12 protein-coding genes and 1 tRNA gene are annotated in these 15,005 nt (G+C 70.8%); 3 read left to right on the forward strand and 10 right to left on the reverse strand.

Annotated elements, in window-relative coordinates:
- Positions 1–21: 21 nt before the first annotated feature.
- Positions 22–390 (forward strand): PaaI family thioesterase, encoded by a 369-nt coding sequence (locus ACIPJY_RS03100; RefSeq protein ID WP_400460875.1) that lies wholly within the window; start codon positions 22–24, stop codon positions 388–390.
- Positions 391–418: 28 nt separating this feature from the next.
- Positions 419–793: a VOC family protein gene (locus ACIPJY_RS03105; RefSeq protein WP_400459577.1), complete on the forward strand. Its 375-nt coding sequence runs from the start codon at positions 419–421 to the stop codon at positions 791–793.
- A 10-nt stretch (positions 794–803) separates the two neighbouring features.
- Here the strand turns inward: ACIPJY_RS03105 and ACIPJY_RS03110 are convergent, their stop codons facing one another.
- The 6 genes from ACIPJY_RS03110 to ACIPJY_RS03135 form a co-directional block, all read right to left on the reverse strand.
- The gene (locus ACIPJY_RS03110; RefSeq protein ID WP_400459574.1) at positions 804–1,274 is read right to left on the reverse strand and encodes a GNAT family N-acetyltransferase; all 471 of its coding nucleotides are present in this window, start codon (positions 1,272–1,274) and stop codon (positions 804–806) included.
- 124 nt (positions 1,275–1,398) lie between these two features.
- Entirely contained in the window at positions 1,399–2,004 is a 606-nt protein-coding gene (locus tag ACIPJY_RS03115) for an ANTAR domain-containing response regulator (protein ID WP_144758275.1), read from the reverse strand.
- Between the two features lie 51 nt (positions 2,005–2,055).
- Positions 2,056–2,137: transfer RNA gene (locus ACIPJY_RS03120), tRNA-Leu, on the reverse strand.
- A gap of 23 nt (positions 2,138–2,160) precedes the next feature.
- Positions 2,161–3,351, reverse strand: coding sequence for a GAF domain-containing protein (locus ACIPJY_RS03125; RefSeq protein ID WP_400459571.1), 1,191 nt, complete (start codon positions 3,349–3,351; stop codon positions 2,161–2,163).
- A 54-nt stretch (positions 3,352–3,405) separates the two neighbouring features.
- Positions 3,406–3,804 carry a DUF779 domain-containing protein gene (locus ACIPJY_RS03130; protein WP_400459569.1) on the reverse strand — a complete coding sequence of 133 codons (399 nt, stop codon included), beginning with the start codon at positions 3,802–3,804 and terminating at the stop codon, positions 3,406–3,408.
- On the reverse strand, positions 3,804–5,345 hold the full coding sequence (locus tag ACIPJY_RS03135; protein ID WP_400459566.1) for an aldehyde dehydrogenase family protein: 1,542 nt from the start codon (positions 5,343–5,345) through the stop codon (positions 3,804–3,806). The genes ACIPJY_RS03130 and ACIPJY_RS03135 overlap by 1 nt, the downstream gene beginning before the upstream one ends.
- Before the next feature lie 155 nt (positions 5,346–5,500).
- On the opposite strand from ACIPJY_RS03135, the gene ACIPJY_RS03140 reads away from it, so the two are divergent.
- The gene (locus tag ACIPJY_RS03140; protein ID WP_400459563.1) at positions 5,501–6,040 is read left to right on the forward strand and encodes an HdeD family acid-resistance protein; all 540 of its coding nucleotides are present in this window, start codon (positions 5,501–5,503) and stop codon (positions 6,038–6,040) included.
- Positions 6,041–6,053: 13 nt separating this feature from the next.
- On the opposite strand, the gene ACIPJY_RS03145 is transcribed toward ACIPJY_RS03140, so the two are convergent.
- The 4 genes from ACIPJY_RS03145 to gltB form a co-directional block, all read right to left on the reverse strand.
- Positions 6,054–7,145 (reverse strand): VIT1/CCC1 transporter family protein, encoded by a 1,092-nt coding sequence (locus tag ACIPJY_RS03145; RefSeq protein ID WP_400460873.1) that lies wholly within the window; start codon positions 7,143–7,145, stop codon positions 6,054–6,056.
- A gap of 125 nt (positions 7,146–7,270) precedes the next feature.
- Entirely contained in the window at positions 7,271–8,716 is a 1,446-nt protein-coding gene (pyk, locus tag ACIPJY_RS03150) for a pyruvate kinase (RefSeq protein WP_123653542.1), read from the reverse strand.
- Positions 8,717–8,848: 132 nt separating this feature from the next.
- Positions 8,849–10,306, reverse strand: coding sequence for a glutamate synthase subunit beta (locus ACIPJY_RS03155; protein WP_400459560.1), 1,458 nt, complete (start codon positions 10,304–10,306; stop codon positions 8,849–8,851).
- A gap of 53 nt (positions 10,307–10,359) precedes the next feature.
- Positions 10,360–14,967, reverse strand: coding sequence for a glutamate synthase large subunit (gltB, locus tag ACIPJY_RS03160; RefSeq protein WP_400459557.1), 4,608 nt, complete (start codon positions 14,965–14,967; stop codon positions 10,360–10,362).
- Between the last annotated feature and the right edge of the window lie 38 nt (positions 14,968–15,005).

The raw sequence follows: 15,005 nt of genomic DNA on the forward strand, positions 1-15,005 counted from the left end.
GAACGCCTCGCGAACCGCGGCATGGGCGAGCTCGCCGACAAGATGGGCATGGTCATCACGGAGCTCTCCGCGGACCGTGCGGTCGGCACCATCCCGGTCGAGGGCAACCGCCAGCCGGTCGGACTGCTGCACGGTGGCGCGTACGTCGTCCTGGCCGAGAGCCTCGGCTCGATGGCCGCGAACGTGCACGCCGGACCGGGTCGGTACGCGGTCGGCATCGAGCTGAACGCCTCGCACTCGCGGAGCGCCACCAGCGGCATCGTCACCGGCACGTGCACCGCGATCCACCTCGGCAACACGCTGACGACCCACGAGATCGTCCTCACCGACGAGCAGGGGCGACGCTGCTCCACGGTGCGCATCACGAACATGATCCGCGAGCGGCGCTGACCGGCCGCTCCGACGCAGGGAGTCCGCCATGGACTGGAAGATCGAACTCATCATGGTCCCCGTCAGCGACGTCGACCGTGCCCGCGAGTTCTACGAACGGATCGGCTTCAGCATCGACCACGACCAGCGCGTCTCGGACGAGCTCCGCTTCGTGCAGGCCACCCCGCCCGGATCCGCGTGCTCGATCGCGTTCGGCCAGGGCATCATGTCGCCCGACGTGCTGCCCGGATCACTGAAGTCGATCCAGGTCGTCGTCCCCGACGCCGACGAGGCACTCGCGCACCTGCAGGGCCTCGGCGTGAACGCGGTCGGCGTCGACGAGCTCGCCTGGGGCCGGTTCGTCTTCTTCACCGACCCGGACGAGAACGCGTGGACGCTCCAGCAGCTCCCCGCACGCGGCTGAACCCTCCGGTTCAGTCCTCCGGTGGGCGCTGCAACAGCAGCCGGGCGTCGCCGAACCCGAGCCGTCGGTAGAGCCGTTCGCCGTCCACGCTCGAGTGGACGCTGGTCCGTTCGGCCCCGAGTTCGTCCGCGATCTCCAACAACCGCTCGACGAGTCGACCGGCGATGCCCAGACCACGCAGGTCTGGGTGAACGTAGACGGTCTGCAGCTCAGCGGCGATCCGGCCTCTCGGCACGTGCGGCGCCGGTGGCCGTGGGTGCAGCGCCAGCCACGCCATCCCGAGCACGACGCCGTCGCGCTCGGCGACGACGCACCGGTGCGACTCCGGGTGCGTGGTGGCGAAGTCCTTCATCGCGCGCCGGTACTCGTCCGGCGTCTGCACGGCCTGCCGGCCGTCCTCCTCGATGCTCCACCGCCACCGCAGGTCGGCCACCGCTGGCATGTCGGACGGACGGGAGGCTCGGATCACCACGTCGTTCACGGCTCCACCTTCGCAGATGGTCGGCTCCACGGCCCCGCGACGCCGCCGGAGACACGAAACGCCGCCGGATACGCGAAACGCCGCCGGGTTCAGCGGCGTCTCGACGAGCGTGCGGTGTGAGCGACTACTTCTTGGCGCTGAGCTGCTCGATGATCGCCTTGGCGACGTCGTGCATGGTCAGGCGGCGGTCCATCGAGGCCTTCTGGATCCAACGGAACGCCTCGGGCTCGGTGAGGCCCATCTTCTCGTTGAGCAGACCCTTGGCACGGTCGACGAGCTTGCGGGTCTCGAAGCGCTCGACCAGGTCGGCGACCTCGGCCTCGAGGGTGATGATCTGCTGGTGCCGCGAGAGAGCGATCTCGATCGCGGGGAGCAGGTCGTTCGGGGTGAAGGGCTTCACGACGTACGCGAGCGCTCCGGCCTCGGTCGCGCGCTCGACGAGTTCCTTCTGGCTGAACGCCGTGAGGAGGACGACCGGCGCGATGTGGTTCTTCGAGAGCTTCTCGGCGGCCGAGATGCCGTCGAGCTGGGGCATCTTGACGTCCATGATGACGAGGTCGGGACGCAGGTCGGTGGCGAGCTGCACGGCGGTCTCGCCGTCACCCGCTTCGCCGACGACGTCGAATCCGTTGTCACGCAGGATCTCGACGATGTCGAGACGGATGAGCGACTCGTCCTCGGCGACGACGACGCGACGGGGTGCGGTTGCAGTTGCTTCTGAGTCACTCACGACCGAAAGCCTACTAGACGAAGGAAGTGCTGCTTCGCAAGGAAGCCTGTGTACGAGTGGCGGGACTTGAACCCGCACGCCGTGAGGCAGAGCATTTTGAGTGCCCCGTGTCTGCCGATTCCACCACACTCGCGAGACGGCCAGACTACCAGCCGGTCACACCCCTTCGAGCGCCTCGACGGCCGCCACCACCCCGGCCCGACGCGGCGACCGCGGCGGCAGCGTCCGGAGCAACGCGCGCAGCACGCGGGCGTCGGCGGCCCCGTCCGGCGTCCGTGCCCAGGCCAGCAGCGCCTCCGCCGACCCGTCCGTCACGACGGCCTCCCGGAACCGCACGCGGACCAGGTCGCGGAGCGCGTCGACGCCCGGTGCGTCGGACCCCGGCAGGACGGGTCCCGGGTACCGGCTGACCGCCTGAAGGCGCGATCCACGGTCGAGCGCCGCGAGCACGCCGTCGACGTCGGTGCGCACGCCGCGCAGCCGGTACGGGCGGGACGTCAGCGTCACGCCGGGGGCGGCGGCCGCCAGGACGCGACGGAGCCGCACCACCTCCGCACGGAGCGTGACGGTGGCCCCGGGGTCGCCGTACACCGCTCCGGCGAGGTCCGCCGCCGGGAACCCGCCGGGTGCGGTCGCCAGGACCGCCAGGATCTCGGAGTGCCGGGCGGAGAGCGCGACCGCGCGACCGTCGACGCGGAGGGTCGCGGTGTCGGCACCGAGCAGCACGAGTTCGGCGTCGCCGGTGACGGCCGGCGCCGCGGCCGGCGCGACGGCGGGTGCCCGGAGGGCCGCGAGGGCGAGCTCCGCCTCGGCCGCGGCGACGGTGGCGGTCAACAGCGGCAGGGTGTGCCGTTCGACGGCGCGCTCGTCGCCGGTGACGTCGACCACCCCGACCACCCGGCCGGTCGGGTCGTGCACGGGCACGGCGGTGCAGGACCACGGCTTCACGGCGGTGGCGTAGTGCTCCTCGCGGCGGATCTGCACGGGACGGTCGATGCGGAGCGCGGTGCCGGGGGCGCTCGTCCCCACGTGGTCCTCCGACCAGTCGGCGCCCGGGACGAACCCCATGTCCTCGGCTGCCCGGCGAGCCGAGCGCGCGCCGTCGACGAAGACGAGCCGGCCGGCGGCGTCCCCGACCGCGACGACGCAGCCAGCCGCCCGGGAGTCGTCGAGCAGCAGCCGGCGGACGACCGGGAGCAGCGCCGCGATGGGGCCGTCGCGGCGAGCGGCGTCGAGTTCGTCGGTCCCGAGCGTCAGTCGCGGGACGCCGTCCGGGTCGACGCGCGCGGAGCGCCGCCACGACGCGGCGACGAGCGGACGGACGGATCCGGGTCGGGGTGCGCGCATGCGTCCTCCGTCCTCGGGTCCGCCCGTCGCGTCGTCGCGCCGGGTGCGGTCAGCCTACGTCCGCCCGGCCGCCGGGACCAGGCCGAGCTCCTCCAGTTCCTGGTCGGTGAACATCCGCGAGCGGGTCAGGAAGCGCTTGCCCTCCGGGACCTCGAGCGAGAACCCGCCGCCCCGTCCGTCCACGACGTCGATGGTCAGGTGCGTGTACTTCCAGTACTCGAACTGGGAGCGGGACATGTACACCTCGACGGGGTCGATGCCCTCGACCTCCAGGGCGCCGAGGAGCACGTCCCCGGACCCGGTCACGAACATCCCGACGGGGTAGCACATCGGGCTGGAGCCGTCGCAGCAGCCGCCCGACTGGTGGAACATCAGCGGTCCGTGCCGGGCGGCGAGGGAGCGCAGGAGCTCCCCCGCCGCCGGCGTCACCGCGACGCGCTCGGGTTGCGGCATCAGAAGAACCCCATCGGTCCCTCTGCGTAGGACACCAGCAGGTTCTTGGTCTGCTGGTAGTGGTCGAGCATCATCTTGTGGTTCTCCCGTCCGACGCCGGACTGCTTGTACCCGCCGAATGCCGCACCGGCCGGGTACTGGTGGTAGGTGTTCTCCCACACGCGGCCCGCCTGGATGTCCCGCCCGGCGCGGTAGAGCGTCGTGGCCTCACGGCTCCAGACACCGGCGCCGAGGCCGTAGAGCGTGTCGTTGGCGATGGCGATCGCGTCGTCGTACCCGCTGAAGCTCGTCAGCGCGAGCACCGGCCCGAAGATCTCCTCCTGGAAGATCCGCATCGCGTTGTCGCCCTCGAACACCGTCGGCGTGACGTAGTACCCGCCGGAGAGCTCACCGCCGAGGTCGGCGCGTTCACCACCGGTGAGCAGCTTCGCGCCCTCCTGCTTGCCGATGTCGATGTAGCTCAGGATCTTCTCGAGCTGGTCGTTGGACGCCTGCGCACCGATCATCGTCGAGATGTCGAGGGGGTGTCCCTGCTTGACTGCTCGGACGCGTTCGAGTCCGTCGGCGACGAACCCGTCGTAGATCTCCTTCGCCACGAGCGCCCGCGACGGGCAGGTGCAGACCTCGCCCTGGTTGAGGTTGAAGAACGCGAAGCCCTCGAGTGCCTTGTCGTAGAAGGCGTCCTTCTCCTGCGCGACGTCGGCGAAGAAGACGTTCGGGCTCTTGCCGCCGAGCTCGAGCGTCACCGGGATCAGGTTCTGCGAGGCGTACTGCATGATCAGCCGGCCGGTGGTGGTCTCACCGGTGAAGGCGACCTTCCGGACGTCCGGGTGCTGTGCGAGCGGCGCCCCGACCTCGAAGCCGAAGCCGTTCACGACGTTGAGGACGCCGGCCGGGATCAGGTCCTGGATGAGTTCGACGAGCACGTGGATCGACGCCGGTGTCTGCTCCGCCGGCTTCAGCACGACGCAGTTGCCCGCGGCGAGGGCCGGCGCGAGCTTCCACACCGCCATCAGGATCGGGAAGTTCCACGGGATGATCTGCGCGACGACGCCGAGCGGTTCGTGGAAGTGGTAGGCCACGGTGTCGTGGTCGATCTCCCCCGTCGAGCCCTCCTGTGCGCGGATGGCTCCCGCGAAGTAGCGGAAGTGGTCGATCGCGAGCGGGATGTCCGCCCCGAGGGTCTCCCGGATCGGCTTGCCGTTCTCCCACGTCTCGGCGACGGCGAGGAGCTCCAGGTTCTGCTCCATCCGGTCCGCGATCCGGTTCAGGATGTTCGCGCGCTCCGTGACGCTGGTCTTCCCCCAGGCCGGGAACGCCTTCCACGCCGCCTGCACCGCGCGGTCGACGTCGGACGAGTCGCCGCGGGCGACCTCGGTGAAGACCTTGCCGGTCACGGGTGTCGGGTTCTCGAAGTACTGGCCACCGGCCGGCGGCACGTACTCGCCGCCGATGAAGTGGTCGTAGCGCGAGCGGAACGAGACGAGTGCACCCTCCTCGCCGGGTGCGGCGTAGGTGGTGGGCGATGGTGCGATGGTCATGGTGGTGCCCTTTCGACGACGCTGTCGTGGCGCACGGTCCGCGCGCCTGCGCCCGACGGTACGAGCACGGGGGTTGCATCCGGTTGCACGGACGCCGGGCCGTTCGCCGGGTAGCGTTCGGGGCGACCAGCAGTCCAGATCAGGGAGGAGTGCTCGTGGATTCCCGTGCCGTCCGCACGTTCCGGGTGTTCGTCATCGTCACCGCGGTCGTCGCCATCGCACTCGGCGTCGTCGCCATCGTCTGGCCGCGACCGTCGCTCGTGGTCGTCGCACTCCTCTTCGGCGTGTACCTCGTCGTCGCCGGCGTCCTCCGGGTCGTCGCATCGGTGCGCGGACACGGCACCCCGCCCGTGTGGCGGTGGACGTCCGGGGTCGTCGGCGCGCTCGTCGCGATCGCGGGCCTCGTCACGCTCCTCGACCCGGTCGTCCCGCTCGTCGTCTACGCGGTGCTCGCGGGCGTCGGCTTCCTGATCGAGGGGATCGCGGCCATCGTCGGCGCCTTGGTCGGCCACCCGGGCTCGTCCCGCGTCCCGTCCCTGGTGAGCGGTGTGCTGTCGATCCTCGGCGGGGTCGCGGTCCTCGTCGCGCCGGGCCTGGCGCTGACCGTGTTCATGGTCTTCGCCGGGATCGCGCTCATCGTCGTCGGTGCCGGAGCACTGCTCCTGCTCCCGCCCCGCGCGGCCGTCCGCCGCTGAACCGGCGCGCCGCCTACGCGGCGCCGGTCCCGAACAGCAGTCCGAGCAGGTACGTCACGACCGCGGCACCGAACCCGATCGCCAGCTGCCGGAGCGCCCGGCGGAGCGGCGACGCCCCGCTCAGCACGCCGACCACCGCGCCCGTGCCGAGCAGCGCGATGCCGACGAGCACGGCGGCGACGCCGATCGCGGCCCAGCCGTCCAGGCCGAACAGGTACGGCAGCACCGGGATGATCGCCCCGGACGCGAAGAAGCAGAAGCTCGAGACGGCCGCGCTCATCCCGTTGCCGACGGCCTCGTGGTCGTCGACGACCCGGGTCGGTCGGGTGTCCGGACCGGTGCCGAGCCCGGCGAGGACCTCTTGTGCGTGGGCATCCGCCTCGGCCTCGGGCATGCCCCTGGCCCGGTAGACCAGCGCGAGCTCGTTCGCGTCGACGTCGAGGTCCGCGACCGCCTCACCGGCCTCCGGGTGCGGTGCCGACGCCTCGAGGAGCTCGCGCTGCGACCGCACGGACACGTACTCCCCCGCACCCATCGACAGCGCCCCGGCGAGGAGTCCCGCGATGCCGCTGAGCAGCACGAAGTGCCGATCCGCCCCGGATGCGCTGATGCCGATGATGAGCGCGAGGTTCGACACGAGGCCGTCGTTCGCCCCGAAGACGGCCGCCCGGAACGTCCCGGAGAGCCGCATCCGGCCCCGGTTCGCCAGGCCGCGGACGACCTCGCCGTGGATGCGTTCGTCGGCGGCCATCGTCGCGGTCGCGTCGGCGTCGTCGGCGTACGGCGACCGGTCCTCCGCTCGCTGCATCAGCGCGAGCACGAACACCGACCCGAAGCGCTTCGCGAGCGCGGCCAGCACCCGGGTGCGCAGGCTCCCCCGGAGCGGGCGGCCGACGTCGGCGCCGAGCAGGTCGGTCCAGTGCTGCTCGTGGCGCCCCTCCGCCTCGGCCAGGGCCGTCAGGATCTCGCGTTCCTCGCCGGACCGGCGCGCCGCGAGGTTGCGGTACACGGCCGCCTCGGCGCGCTCGTCCGCCAGGTAGCGACGCCACCGGCGCACGTCCGCAGGACGCCTGGTCTGCTCGGCCTGGAGGCTGGGCTCACGCACCACGGTCGTCTCCTGTCGACGGGATGGGGGCTTGCGGACGCGACAGGGCGCGGACCGGAGGCCGTCTGCAGAACCTGCACCGAGCCTCCCGTCTGCGCCCTGTCACCATGCTGGGACGGTCGGGTCTAGTCCCGAACGTACGCCGGCGCCGCCTCGGCGTGCGCGTCTCCGACGCGGTGCACGCGGAGGTCGTTCGTCGAGCCCTCGAGTCCGGGAGGCGAGCCGGCCGTGACGATGACGCGGTCGCCGGGCGAGGCCAGGCCGTTGTGGATGAGGACGTCGTCCACCTGGCCGAAGAGCTCGTCGGTGTGCTTCATGCGCGGGACGAGGAACGAGCGGACGCCCCACGTCAGCGCCATGCGGCGGCGGGTGGCCTCGTTCGGCGTGAACGCGATGATCGGCAGGCCGTGGCGGAGGCGCGACATGCGGCGCGCCGAGTCCCCGGACTCGGTGAACACGCAGAGGTAGGACGCCTCGGTGAACTCGGCGATCTCGACCGCGGCGAGCGTGATCGCTCCGCCGAGGGTGCGCGGCTTGGTGCCGAGCGGCGCGATGCGCTCGAGGCCGTGGTCCTCCGTCGACTCGACGATGCGGGCCATGGTGCGGACGGTCTGCACCGGGTACTCGCCGACGCTGGTCTCGCCGGAGAGCATGACCGCGTCCGCGCCGTCGAGGACCGCGTTCGCGACGTCGGACGTCTCGGCGCGGGTCGGGATCGGCGACGAGATCATCGACTCGAGCATCTGGGTGGCGACGATGACCGGCTTGGCCATCCGGCGGGCCAGCTCGACGGCGCGCTTCTGCACGATCGGGACGGCCTCGAGCGGGAGCTCGACACCGAGGTCACCGCGGGCGACCATGATCGAGTCGAAGGCGTCGATGATCTCCTCGAGCGCGTCGACGGCCTGCGGCTTCTCGATCTTCGCGATGACCGGCAGGCGCTTGCCCTCTTCGTCCATGATCTCGTGCGCGCGGACGACGTCGGAGGCGTTCCGCACGAACGAGAGCGCGATGAGGTCGGCGCCCTGGCGGATGCCCCAGCGCAGGTCGGCTTCGTCCTTCTCGCTCAGCGCGGGGACGTTGACGGCGACGCCGGGCAGGTTGATGCCCTTGTTGTTCGAGACGGTGCCGCCGACGACGACCTCGGTCCGGACGCGCACGCCGTCGGTGTCGAGCACGCGGAGGCGGACCCGGCCGTCGTCGATGAGCAGCGGGTCGCCGGGCTTGACGTCCTGGGGCAGACCCTTGAAGGTCGTCCCGCAGATCTCCTTCGAGCCGGGGACGTCCTCGGTGGTGATGGTGAACACGTCGCCGACGGCGAGGTCGTGGGGGCCGTCGGCGAACTTCGCGAGGCGGATCTTCGGACCCTGCAGGTCGACGAGGATCGCGACGGGCTTGCCGAGGTCCGCGGCGGCGCGGCGGACGTTCTCGTAGTTGGCCTCGTGGACGCTGTAGTCACCGTGGCTGAGGTTGAGTCGAGCGACGTCGACACCCGCCTCGATGATCTCCTTGACGGTCTCGTAGTCCGAGGTGGCCGGTCCGAGGGTCGAAACGATCTTTGCGCGTCTCAATGGATTCCTTCGTGTGGTGGTTGTGGGGCTTGCGGCTGCTGCTTGGTCGTGCGTGGGGCTTCGCAGATACGAAGAGAGGCCACCAGCACCCTATCGAGTGCTGGTGGCCTCCTGCTCACCGTGTGGTGGGCATCAGATGGAGATCGCCCGGTCGGTCGCCTTCACCGGGGCGGGCAGCATCGTCGTGCCCTCCAGGTACTCGTCGACCTTCGCGGCGGCCGCACGGCCCTCCGCGATCGCCCAGACGATCAGGGACTGGCCACGACCGGCGTCGCCGGCGACGAAGACACCAGGCTCGTTCGTCGTGTAGTCGGCCTGGCGGGAGACGGCACCCGAGGCGGTGACCGGGAGCCCGAGCTGCGGCTCGAGCGTGTCGGTCTCCGGGCCGGTGAAGCCCATCGCGATGAGGACGAGGTCCGCGGGGATCTCGCGCTCGGTGCCGGCCTTCGGGACGCGACGGCCGTCGAGGTACTCGGTCTCCGCGACACGGAGCGCGCGGACCTCGCCGGCCTCGTTCGCGAGGAACTCCACCGTCGAGGCGAGGAAGCTGCGCTCCCCGCCCTCCTCGTGGGCGCTCGTGATCTCGAACACCGTCGGGAACATCGGCCACGGCTGCGTGTCCGGGCGCTCGAGCGGCGGCTGCTTGCCGATCGCCAGGTTCGTGACGCTGAGCGCACCCTGGCGGTGCGCGGTGCCGATGCAGTCCGCCCCGGTGTCACCGCCCCCGATCACGACGACGTGCTTGCCCTCGGCGGTGATCTGGTTGTCGACCACGGTGCCGGCGCCCGCCCGGTTCTGCTGGACGAGGTACTCCATCGCGAAGTGCACACCCTCGAGGTCGCGCCCCGGGATCGGCAGGTCACGCGGGACGGTGGCGCCGGTGGCGACGACGACCGCGTCGTAGCGGGACTTGAGGTCGTCCCACGCGATGTCCCGGCCGATCTCGACGCCGGCCCGGAAGCGGGTGCCCTCGGCCTGCATCTGCGCGAGTCGCGCGTCGATCTGGCGCTTCTCCATCTTGAAGTCCGGGATCCCGTAGCGCAGGAGCCCACCGATCCGGTCGTCGCGCTCGTACACCGCGACGGTGTGGCCGGCGCGGGTCAGCTGCTGCGCGGCGGCGAGCCCGGCGGGCCCGGAGCCGACGACGGCGACGGTCTTGCCGGTCAGGCGCTCCGGCGGGTGCGGGGTGACCCAGCCCTTCTGGAACGCCTCGTCGATGATCGAGACCTCGACCTGCTTGATGGTCACCGGCGGCTGGTTGATCCCCAGCACGCAGGAGGACTCGCAGGGGGCGGGGCAGAGCCGACCCGTGAACTCGGGGAAGTTGTTCGTCGCGTGCAGGCGTTCGATCGCCTGGCGGCCCTCGCCGCGCCACGTGAGGTCGTTCCACTCCGGGATCAGGTTGCCGAGCGGGCAGCCCTGGTGACAGAACGGCACGCCGCAGTCCATACAGCGGCCGGCCTGACGCTTGAGCTGGCCGGACTCCTGCTGCTCGTAGACCTCTTTCCAGTCCATGAGCCGCACCGGGACGGGCCGGCGCTTGGGGAGTTCGCGCTCCTGGACCTTGAGGAATCCCTTGGGGTCAGCCACCTGTTACCTCCACGGAGTTGATGTGCACAGCCGGTTCCACACGCGTCACGGGGTCAGCCACCCGTCACCTCCATGATGCGGTTCCACACGACGTCGCCGTCGGGGTCGAGACCCTCGTCGAGGGCCCGCTTGCGGGTCTCGAGCACCGCCGCGTAGTCGCGCGGCAGCACCTTGACGAACTCGGACAGGTCGCCGGACTCGAGCAGGTCGGCGGCGACCGTCGACCCGGTCTCGGCGGCGTGCCGCTGGAGCAGGTCCGTGACGATCTCCACGTCGGCGCTGTCGAGCTCCTCGAGCCGGAGCTCCCCGCTGCCGAGCGAGTCCTGGTTGACGTGCTCGGTCCGGAGCCCACGGACGTACGCGGTGCCGCCGGACATCCCGGCGCCGAGGTTCCGCCCGGTCTCCCCGAGGATGAGCGCCAGCCCGCCCGTCATGTACTCGAGCGCGTGGTCGCCGACGCCTTCGACCACCGCGGTGGCCCCGGAGTTCCGGACCAGGAAGCGCTCCCCCACGATGCCGCGGATGAACATGCTGCCCTGGGTCGCGCCGTAGCCGATGACGTTGCCGGCGATGACGTTCTCCGACGGCTCGAAGCCGCTCGTCTCGGTCGGACGCACGACGATGTCGCCGCCGGAGAGCCCCTTGCCGACGTAGTCGTTGCTGTCGCCGATCAGGCGGAGCGTGATGCCGGCCGGCAGGAACGCGCCGAGCGACTGGCCGGCGGAACCCCGCAGCGTGATGTCGATCGACCCGGCGGGCAGGCCGTTCTCGCCGTGGCGCAGGGTGACCTCGTGGCCGAGCATCGTGCCCACCGCGCGCTCCGTGTTGCGGATCGGCAGGTCGAGCGTGAGCGTGCCGCCGTGCTCGAGGACGTCGGACGCCTGGTGGATGAGCTGCACGTCGAAGTGCTGCTCGAGCTCGTGGTCCTGCTCGCGGTGGTGTCGGCGCGGTTCCTCCGCGGAGAAGTCCGGGCCGGTGAGCACGGGCTCGAGGTCGAGTCCAGATGCCTTCCAGTGCTCGACCGCACGGTCGACGTCGAGGGCGTCGGCGCGACCGATCGCCTCGTCGAGGGTGCGGAACCCGAGCTCGGCGAGGATCTCGCGGACCTCCTGCGCGATGAACTCGAAGAAGTTCACGACGAACTCGGGCTTGCCGGAGAAGCGCTTGCGGAGCTCGGGGTTCTGCGTCGCGACACCGACCGGGCACGTGTCCAGGTGGCAGACGCGCATCAGGATGCAGCCCTCGACCACGAGCGGCGCGGTGGCGAAGCCGTACTCCTCTGCTCCGAGGAGCGCGGCGACCACGACGTCACGGCCGGTCTTCATCTGCCCGTCGACCTGCACCACGACGCGGTCCCGCATGCCGTTCAGCATCAGGGTCTGCTGCGTCTCGGCGAGACCGATCTCCCACGGGGTGCCCGCGTGCTTCAGCGAGTTCAGCGGCGACGCGCCGGTTCCGCCGTCGTGGCCGGAGACCAGCACGACGTCGGCGAGGGCCTTCGTGACACCGGCCGCGACCGCACCGATGCCGGACTGGCTGACGAGCTTGACGTGCACCCGCGCCGACGGGTTGGCGCGCTTGACGTCGAAGATCAGCTGCTTGAGGTCCTCGATGGAGTAGATGTCGTGGTGCGGCGGCGGCGAGATGAGCCCGACGCCCGCGGTGGCGTGGCGGGTGCGGGCGACCCAGGGGTACACCTTCTGCGGGGGCAGCTGTCCGCCCTCGCCCGGCTTCGCGCCCTGCGCCATCTTCAGCTGGATGTCGGTGGCGTGGGTCAGGTACATGCTCGTGACGCCGAAGCGGCCGGACGCGACCTGCTTGATCGCGCTACGGCGCTCGGGGTCGAGCAGACGATCGACGTCCTCGCCGCCCTCACCCGTGTTCGACCGCCCGCCGAGCCGGTTCATCGCGATCGCGAGCGTCTCGTGGGCTTCCTTCGAGATCGAGCCGTAGGACATCGCACCCGTGTTGAACCGCTTCACGATGGACTCGATCGGCTCGACGTCCTCCAGCGAGACGGGCTTCCGGTCGCCGTGCTTGAACCGGAACAGGCCGCGGAGCGTCATGAGCGCCTCGGACTGGTCGTCGACCGCGCTCGAGTACTCCTTGAAGATGTCGTACCGGCGCGCGCGTGTGGCGTGCTGCAGACGGAACACGGTGTCCGGGTTGAACAGGTGCGGCGGACCCTCGCGACGCCACTGGTACTCGCCGCCGGTCTGCAGGCGCTCGTGCGCGAGCACCGAACCGTCCTGCGGGTAGGCCTGCACGTGACGCTCGGCGTTCTCCTTCGCGATGACGTCGATGTCGACGCCGCCGAGGATCGACGACGTACCGGTGAAGTACCTGTCGACGAACGCCTGCGAGAGCCCGACGGCCTCGAAGGCCTGGGCGCCCGCGTAGCTGGACACCGTCGAGATGCCCATCTTCGACATGATCTTCAGCACGCCCTTGCCGAGCGCCTTGATCACGTTCTTGACGGCCTGCTCCGGCGTGATCCCGGAGATCATGCCCTGGCGGACCAGGTTCTCGCAGGTCTCCATGGCCAGGTACGGGTTGATCGCCGAGGCGCCGTACCCGATCAGGGTCGCGACGTGGTGGACCTCGCGCACGTCGCCGGCCTCGACGATGAGCCCGACCTTCATGCGCTGCTCGGTACGGATCAGGTGGTGGTGCACCGCGGCGAGGAGCAGGAGGCTCGGGACCGGCGCGTTCTCGGCGTTGCCGTCGCGGTCGGAGAGCACGATGAACTGCTTGCCGGACTCGATCGCCTCGTCGACCTCGTCGCAGACCGCCTGGATGCGCTGCTCCATGGCCTGTTCGCCGGCGTCGACACGATAGAGCCCCTTGATCGTCACCGTGAGGTGCCGACCGGACTCGGTCTCGAAGTGCTGGACCTTGGCGAGCTGGTCGTTGTCGATGACCGGGAAGTCGAGCACGATCTGCTTCGCGTGCTCGGGGCCGGCGTCGAGCAGGTTGCGCTCGGGACCGAGACCCATCCCCATCGAGGTGATGACCTGCTCGCGGATGGAGTCGAGCGGCGGGTTCGTCACCTGGGCGAACTGCTGCGTGAAGTAGTCGAAGAGCAGCCGGGGACGCTCGGACAGCACGGCGATCGGGGTGTCCGATCCCATCGCGCCGAGGGGCTCGGCACCGGTCTGCGCCATCGGGCGGAGGAGGATGCGGACCTCTTCCTCGGTGTACCCGAACGCGCGCTGCCGACGCGTCACCGACGCCGGGGTGTGCACGATGTGCTCGCGCTCCGGCAGGTCACGCAGGTTGATCCGGCCCGCGTCGAGCCAGTCGCCCCAAGGACCGGACGACGCCAGGCCGGCCTTGACCTCGTCGTCCTCGATGATGCGGCCGGCCTCGGTGTCCACCAGGAACATCCGCCCGGGACGCAGGCGCCCCTTGCGGACGACCTTGGACGCGGGCACGTCGATGACGCCGGTCTCCGACCCCATCACGATGAGGCCGTCGTCGGTGACGAGGAAGCGGCCGGGACGCAGGCCGTTGCGGTCGAGCGTGGCACCGACGAGCGACCCGTCGGTGAACGTGATCGCGGCGGGGCCGTCCCACGGCTCCATGAGCATGGAGTGGTACTCGTAGAACGCCCGGAGCCCCGGGTCCATGTCGACCTGGTTCTCCCAGGCCTCCGGCACCATCATCGACACCGCGTGCGGGAGCGACCGGCCGGTCAGGGTGAGGAGTTCGAGGGTCTCGTCGAACGACGCGGAGTCACTGGCACCAGGGCTGACGATCGGCAGCAGCGGCGCCATGTCGCCGAGCAGTTCGCTCTCGAGCTGCGACTGGCGGGCGCGCATCCAGTTGCGGTTGCCGCGGACGGTGTTGATCTCGCCGTTGTGTGCGAGCGTGCGGAACGGCTGCGCGAGGGGCCACGACGGGAACGTGTTCGTGGAGTACCGCGAGTGCACGATCGCGAGCTTCGACGCGAACCGGTCGTCGCTGAGGTCGGGGTAGAACGGTTCGAGCTGGAGCGTCGTGACCATGCCCTTGTAGACCATGGTGCGGCTCGAGAGCGACATGAAGTAGATCTCGTGCTCGCGCTCGACGCGCTTGCGGAGCCGGAAGGTCTGGCGGTCGAGGGAGATCCCACGCCAGGCGTCGCCCTGTTCGTCGTGTCGGGTGGACGCCACGAAGAGCTGCTCGAACGCGGGCATCGCCGCACGGGCGAGCGTGCCGAGGACCTCGGGCCGCACCGGGACCTCGCGCCAGCCGAGGACACGGAGGCCCTCGTCGGCGGCGACCGCTTCGACCGCGGTCTTCACGGCCGCGCGGTCGTCGGCGTCGACGGGCAGGTACGCGGTCCCGACGGCGTACTCCCCCGCTGCCGGCAGCGGGAACGGCGCCTCGGCACGGAAGAACTCGTCCGGGACCTGGCAGAGGATGCCGGCCCCGTCACCGGTGCCGGCGTCCGAGCCGACGGCGCCGCGGTGCTCCAGGTTGCGCAGCGCTCCGAGCGCGGCGTCGACGATGTCGTGGCCGGCCGTCCCGCGCAGGGTCGCCACCATGGCGAGACCGCAGGCGTCCTTCTCGTTCGCCGGGTCGTACATCCCGGTGGCTCCGGGCACCGCGGAGAACCGCTGGTGCGCCGGCCGGAGTGCGCCCGGGGTGGAGGAGTACTGGGGTGGCAGGAGCGCCATGGGGAACCGTCCTCACGAGGAAGTGGAACAGGGACAGC

The organism is Curtobacterium sp. NPDC090223 (assembly GCF_044746585.1).
GTDB lineage: Bacteria > Actinomycetota > Actinomycetes > Actinomycetales > Microbacteriaceae > Curtobacterium.

Excerpts from the sequence above, each read along its gene's own strand:
- ACIPJY_RS03105 (WP_400459577.1), top strand. The coding sequence starts at position 419 with ATGGACTGGAAGATCGAACTCATCATGGTCCCCGTCAGCGACGTCGAC.
- ACIPJY_RS03125 (WP_400459571.1), bottom strand. The coding sequence starts at position 3,351 with ATGCGCGCACCCCGACCCGGATCCGTCCGTCCGCTCGTCGCCGCGTCG.
- ACIPJY_RS03100 (WP_400460875.1), top strand. The coding sequence starts at position 22 with ATGGGCGAGCTCGCCGACAAGATGGGCATGGTCATCACGGAGCTCTCC.
- gltB (WP_400459557.1), bottom strand. The coding sequence starts at position 14,967 with ATGGCGCTCCTGCCACCCCAGTACTCCTCCACCCCGGGCGCACTCCGG.
- ACIPJY_RS03135 (WP_400459566.1), bottom strand. The coding sequence starts at position 5,345 with ATGACCATCGCACCATCGCCCACCACCTACGCCGCACCCGGCGAGGAG.
- ACIPJY_RS03130 (WP_400459569.1), bottom strand. The coding sequence starts at position 3,804 with ATGCCGCAACCCGAGCGCGTCGCGGTGACGCCGGCGGCGGGGGAGCTC.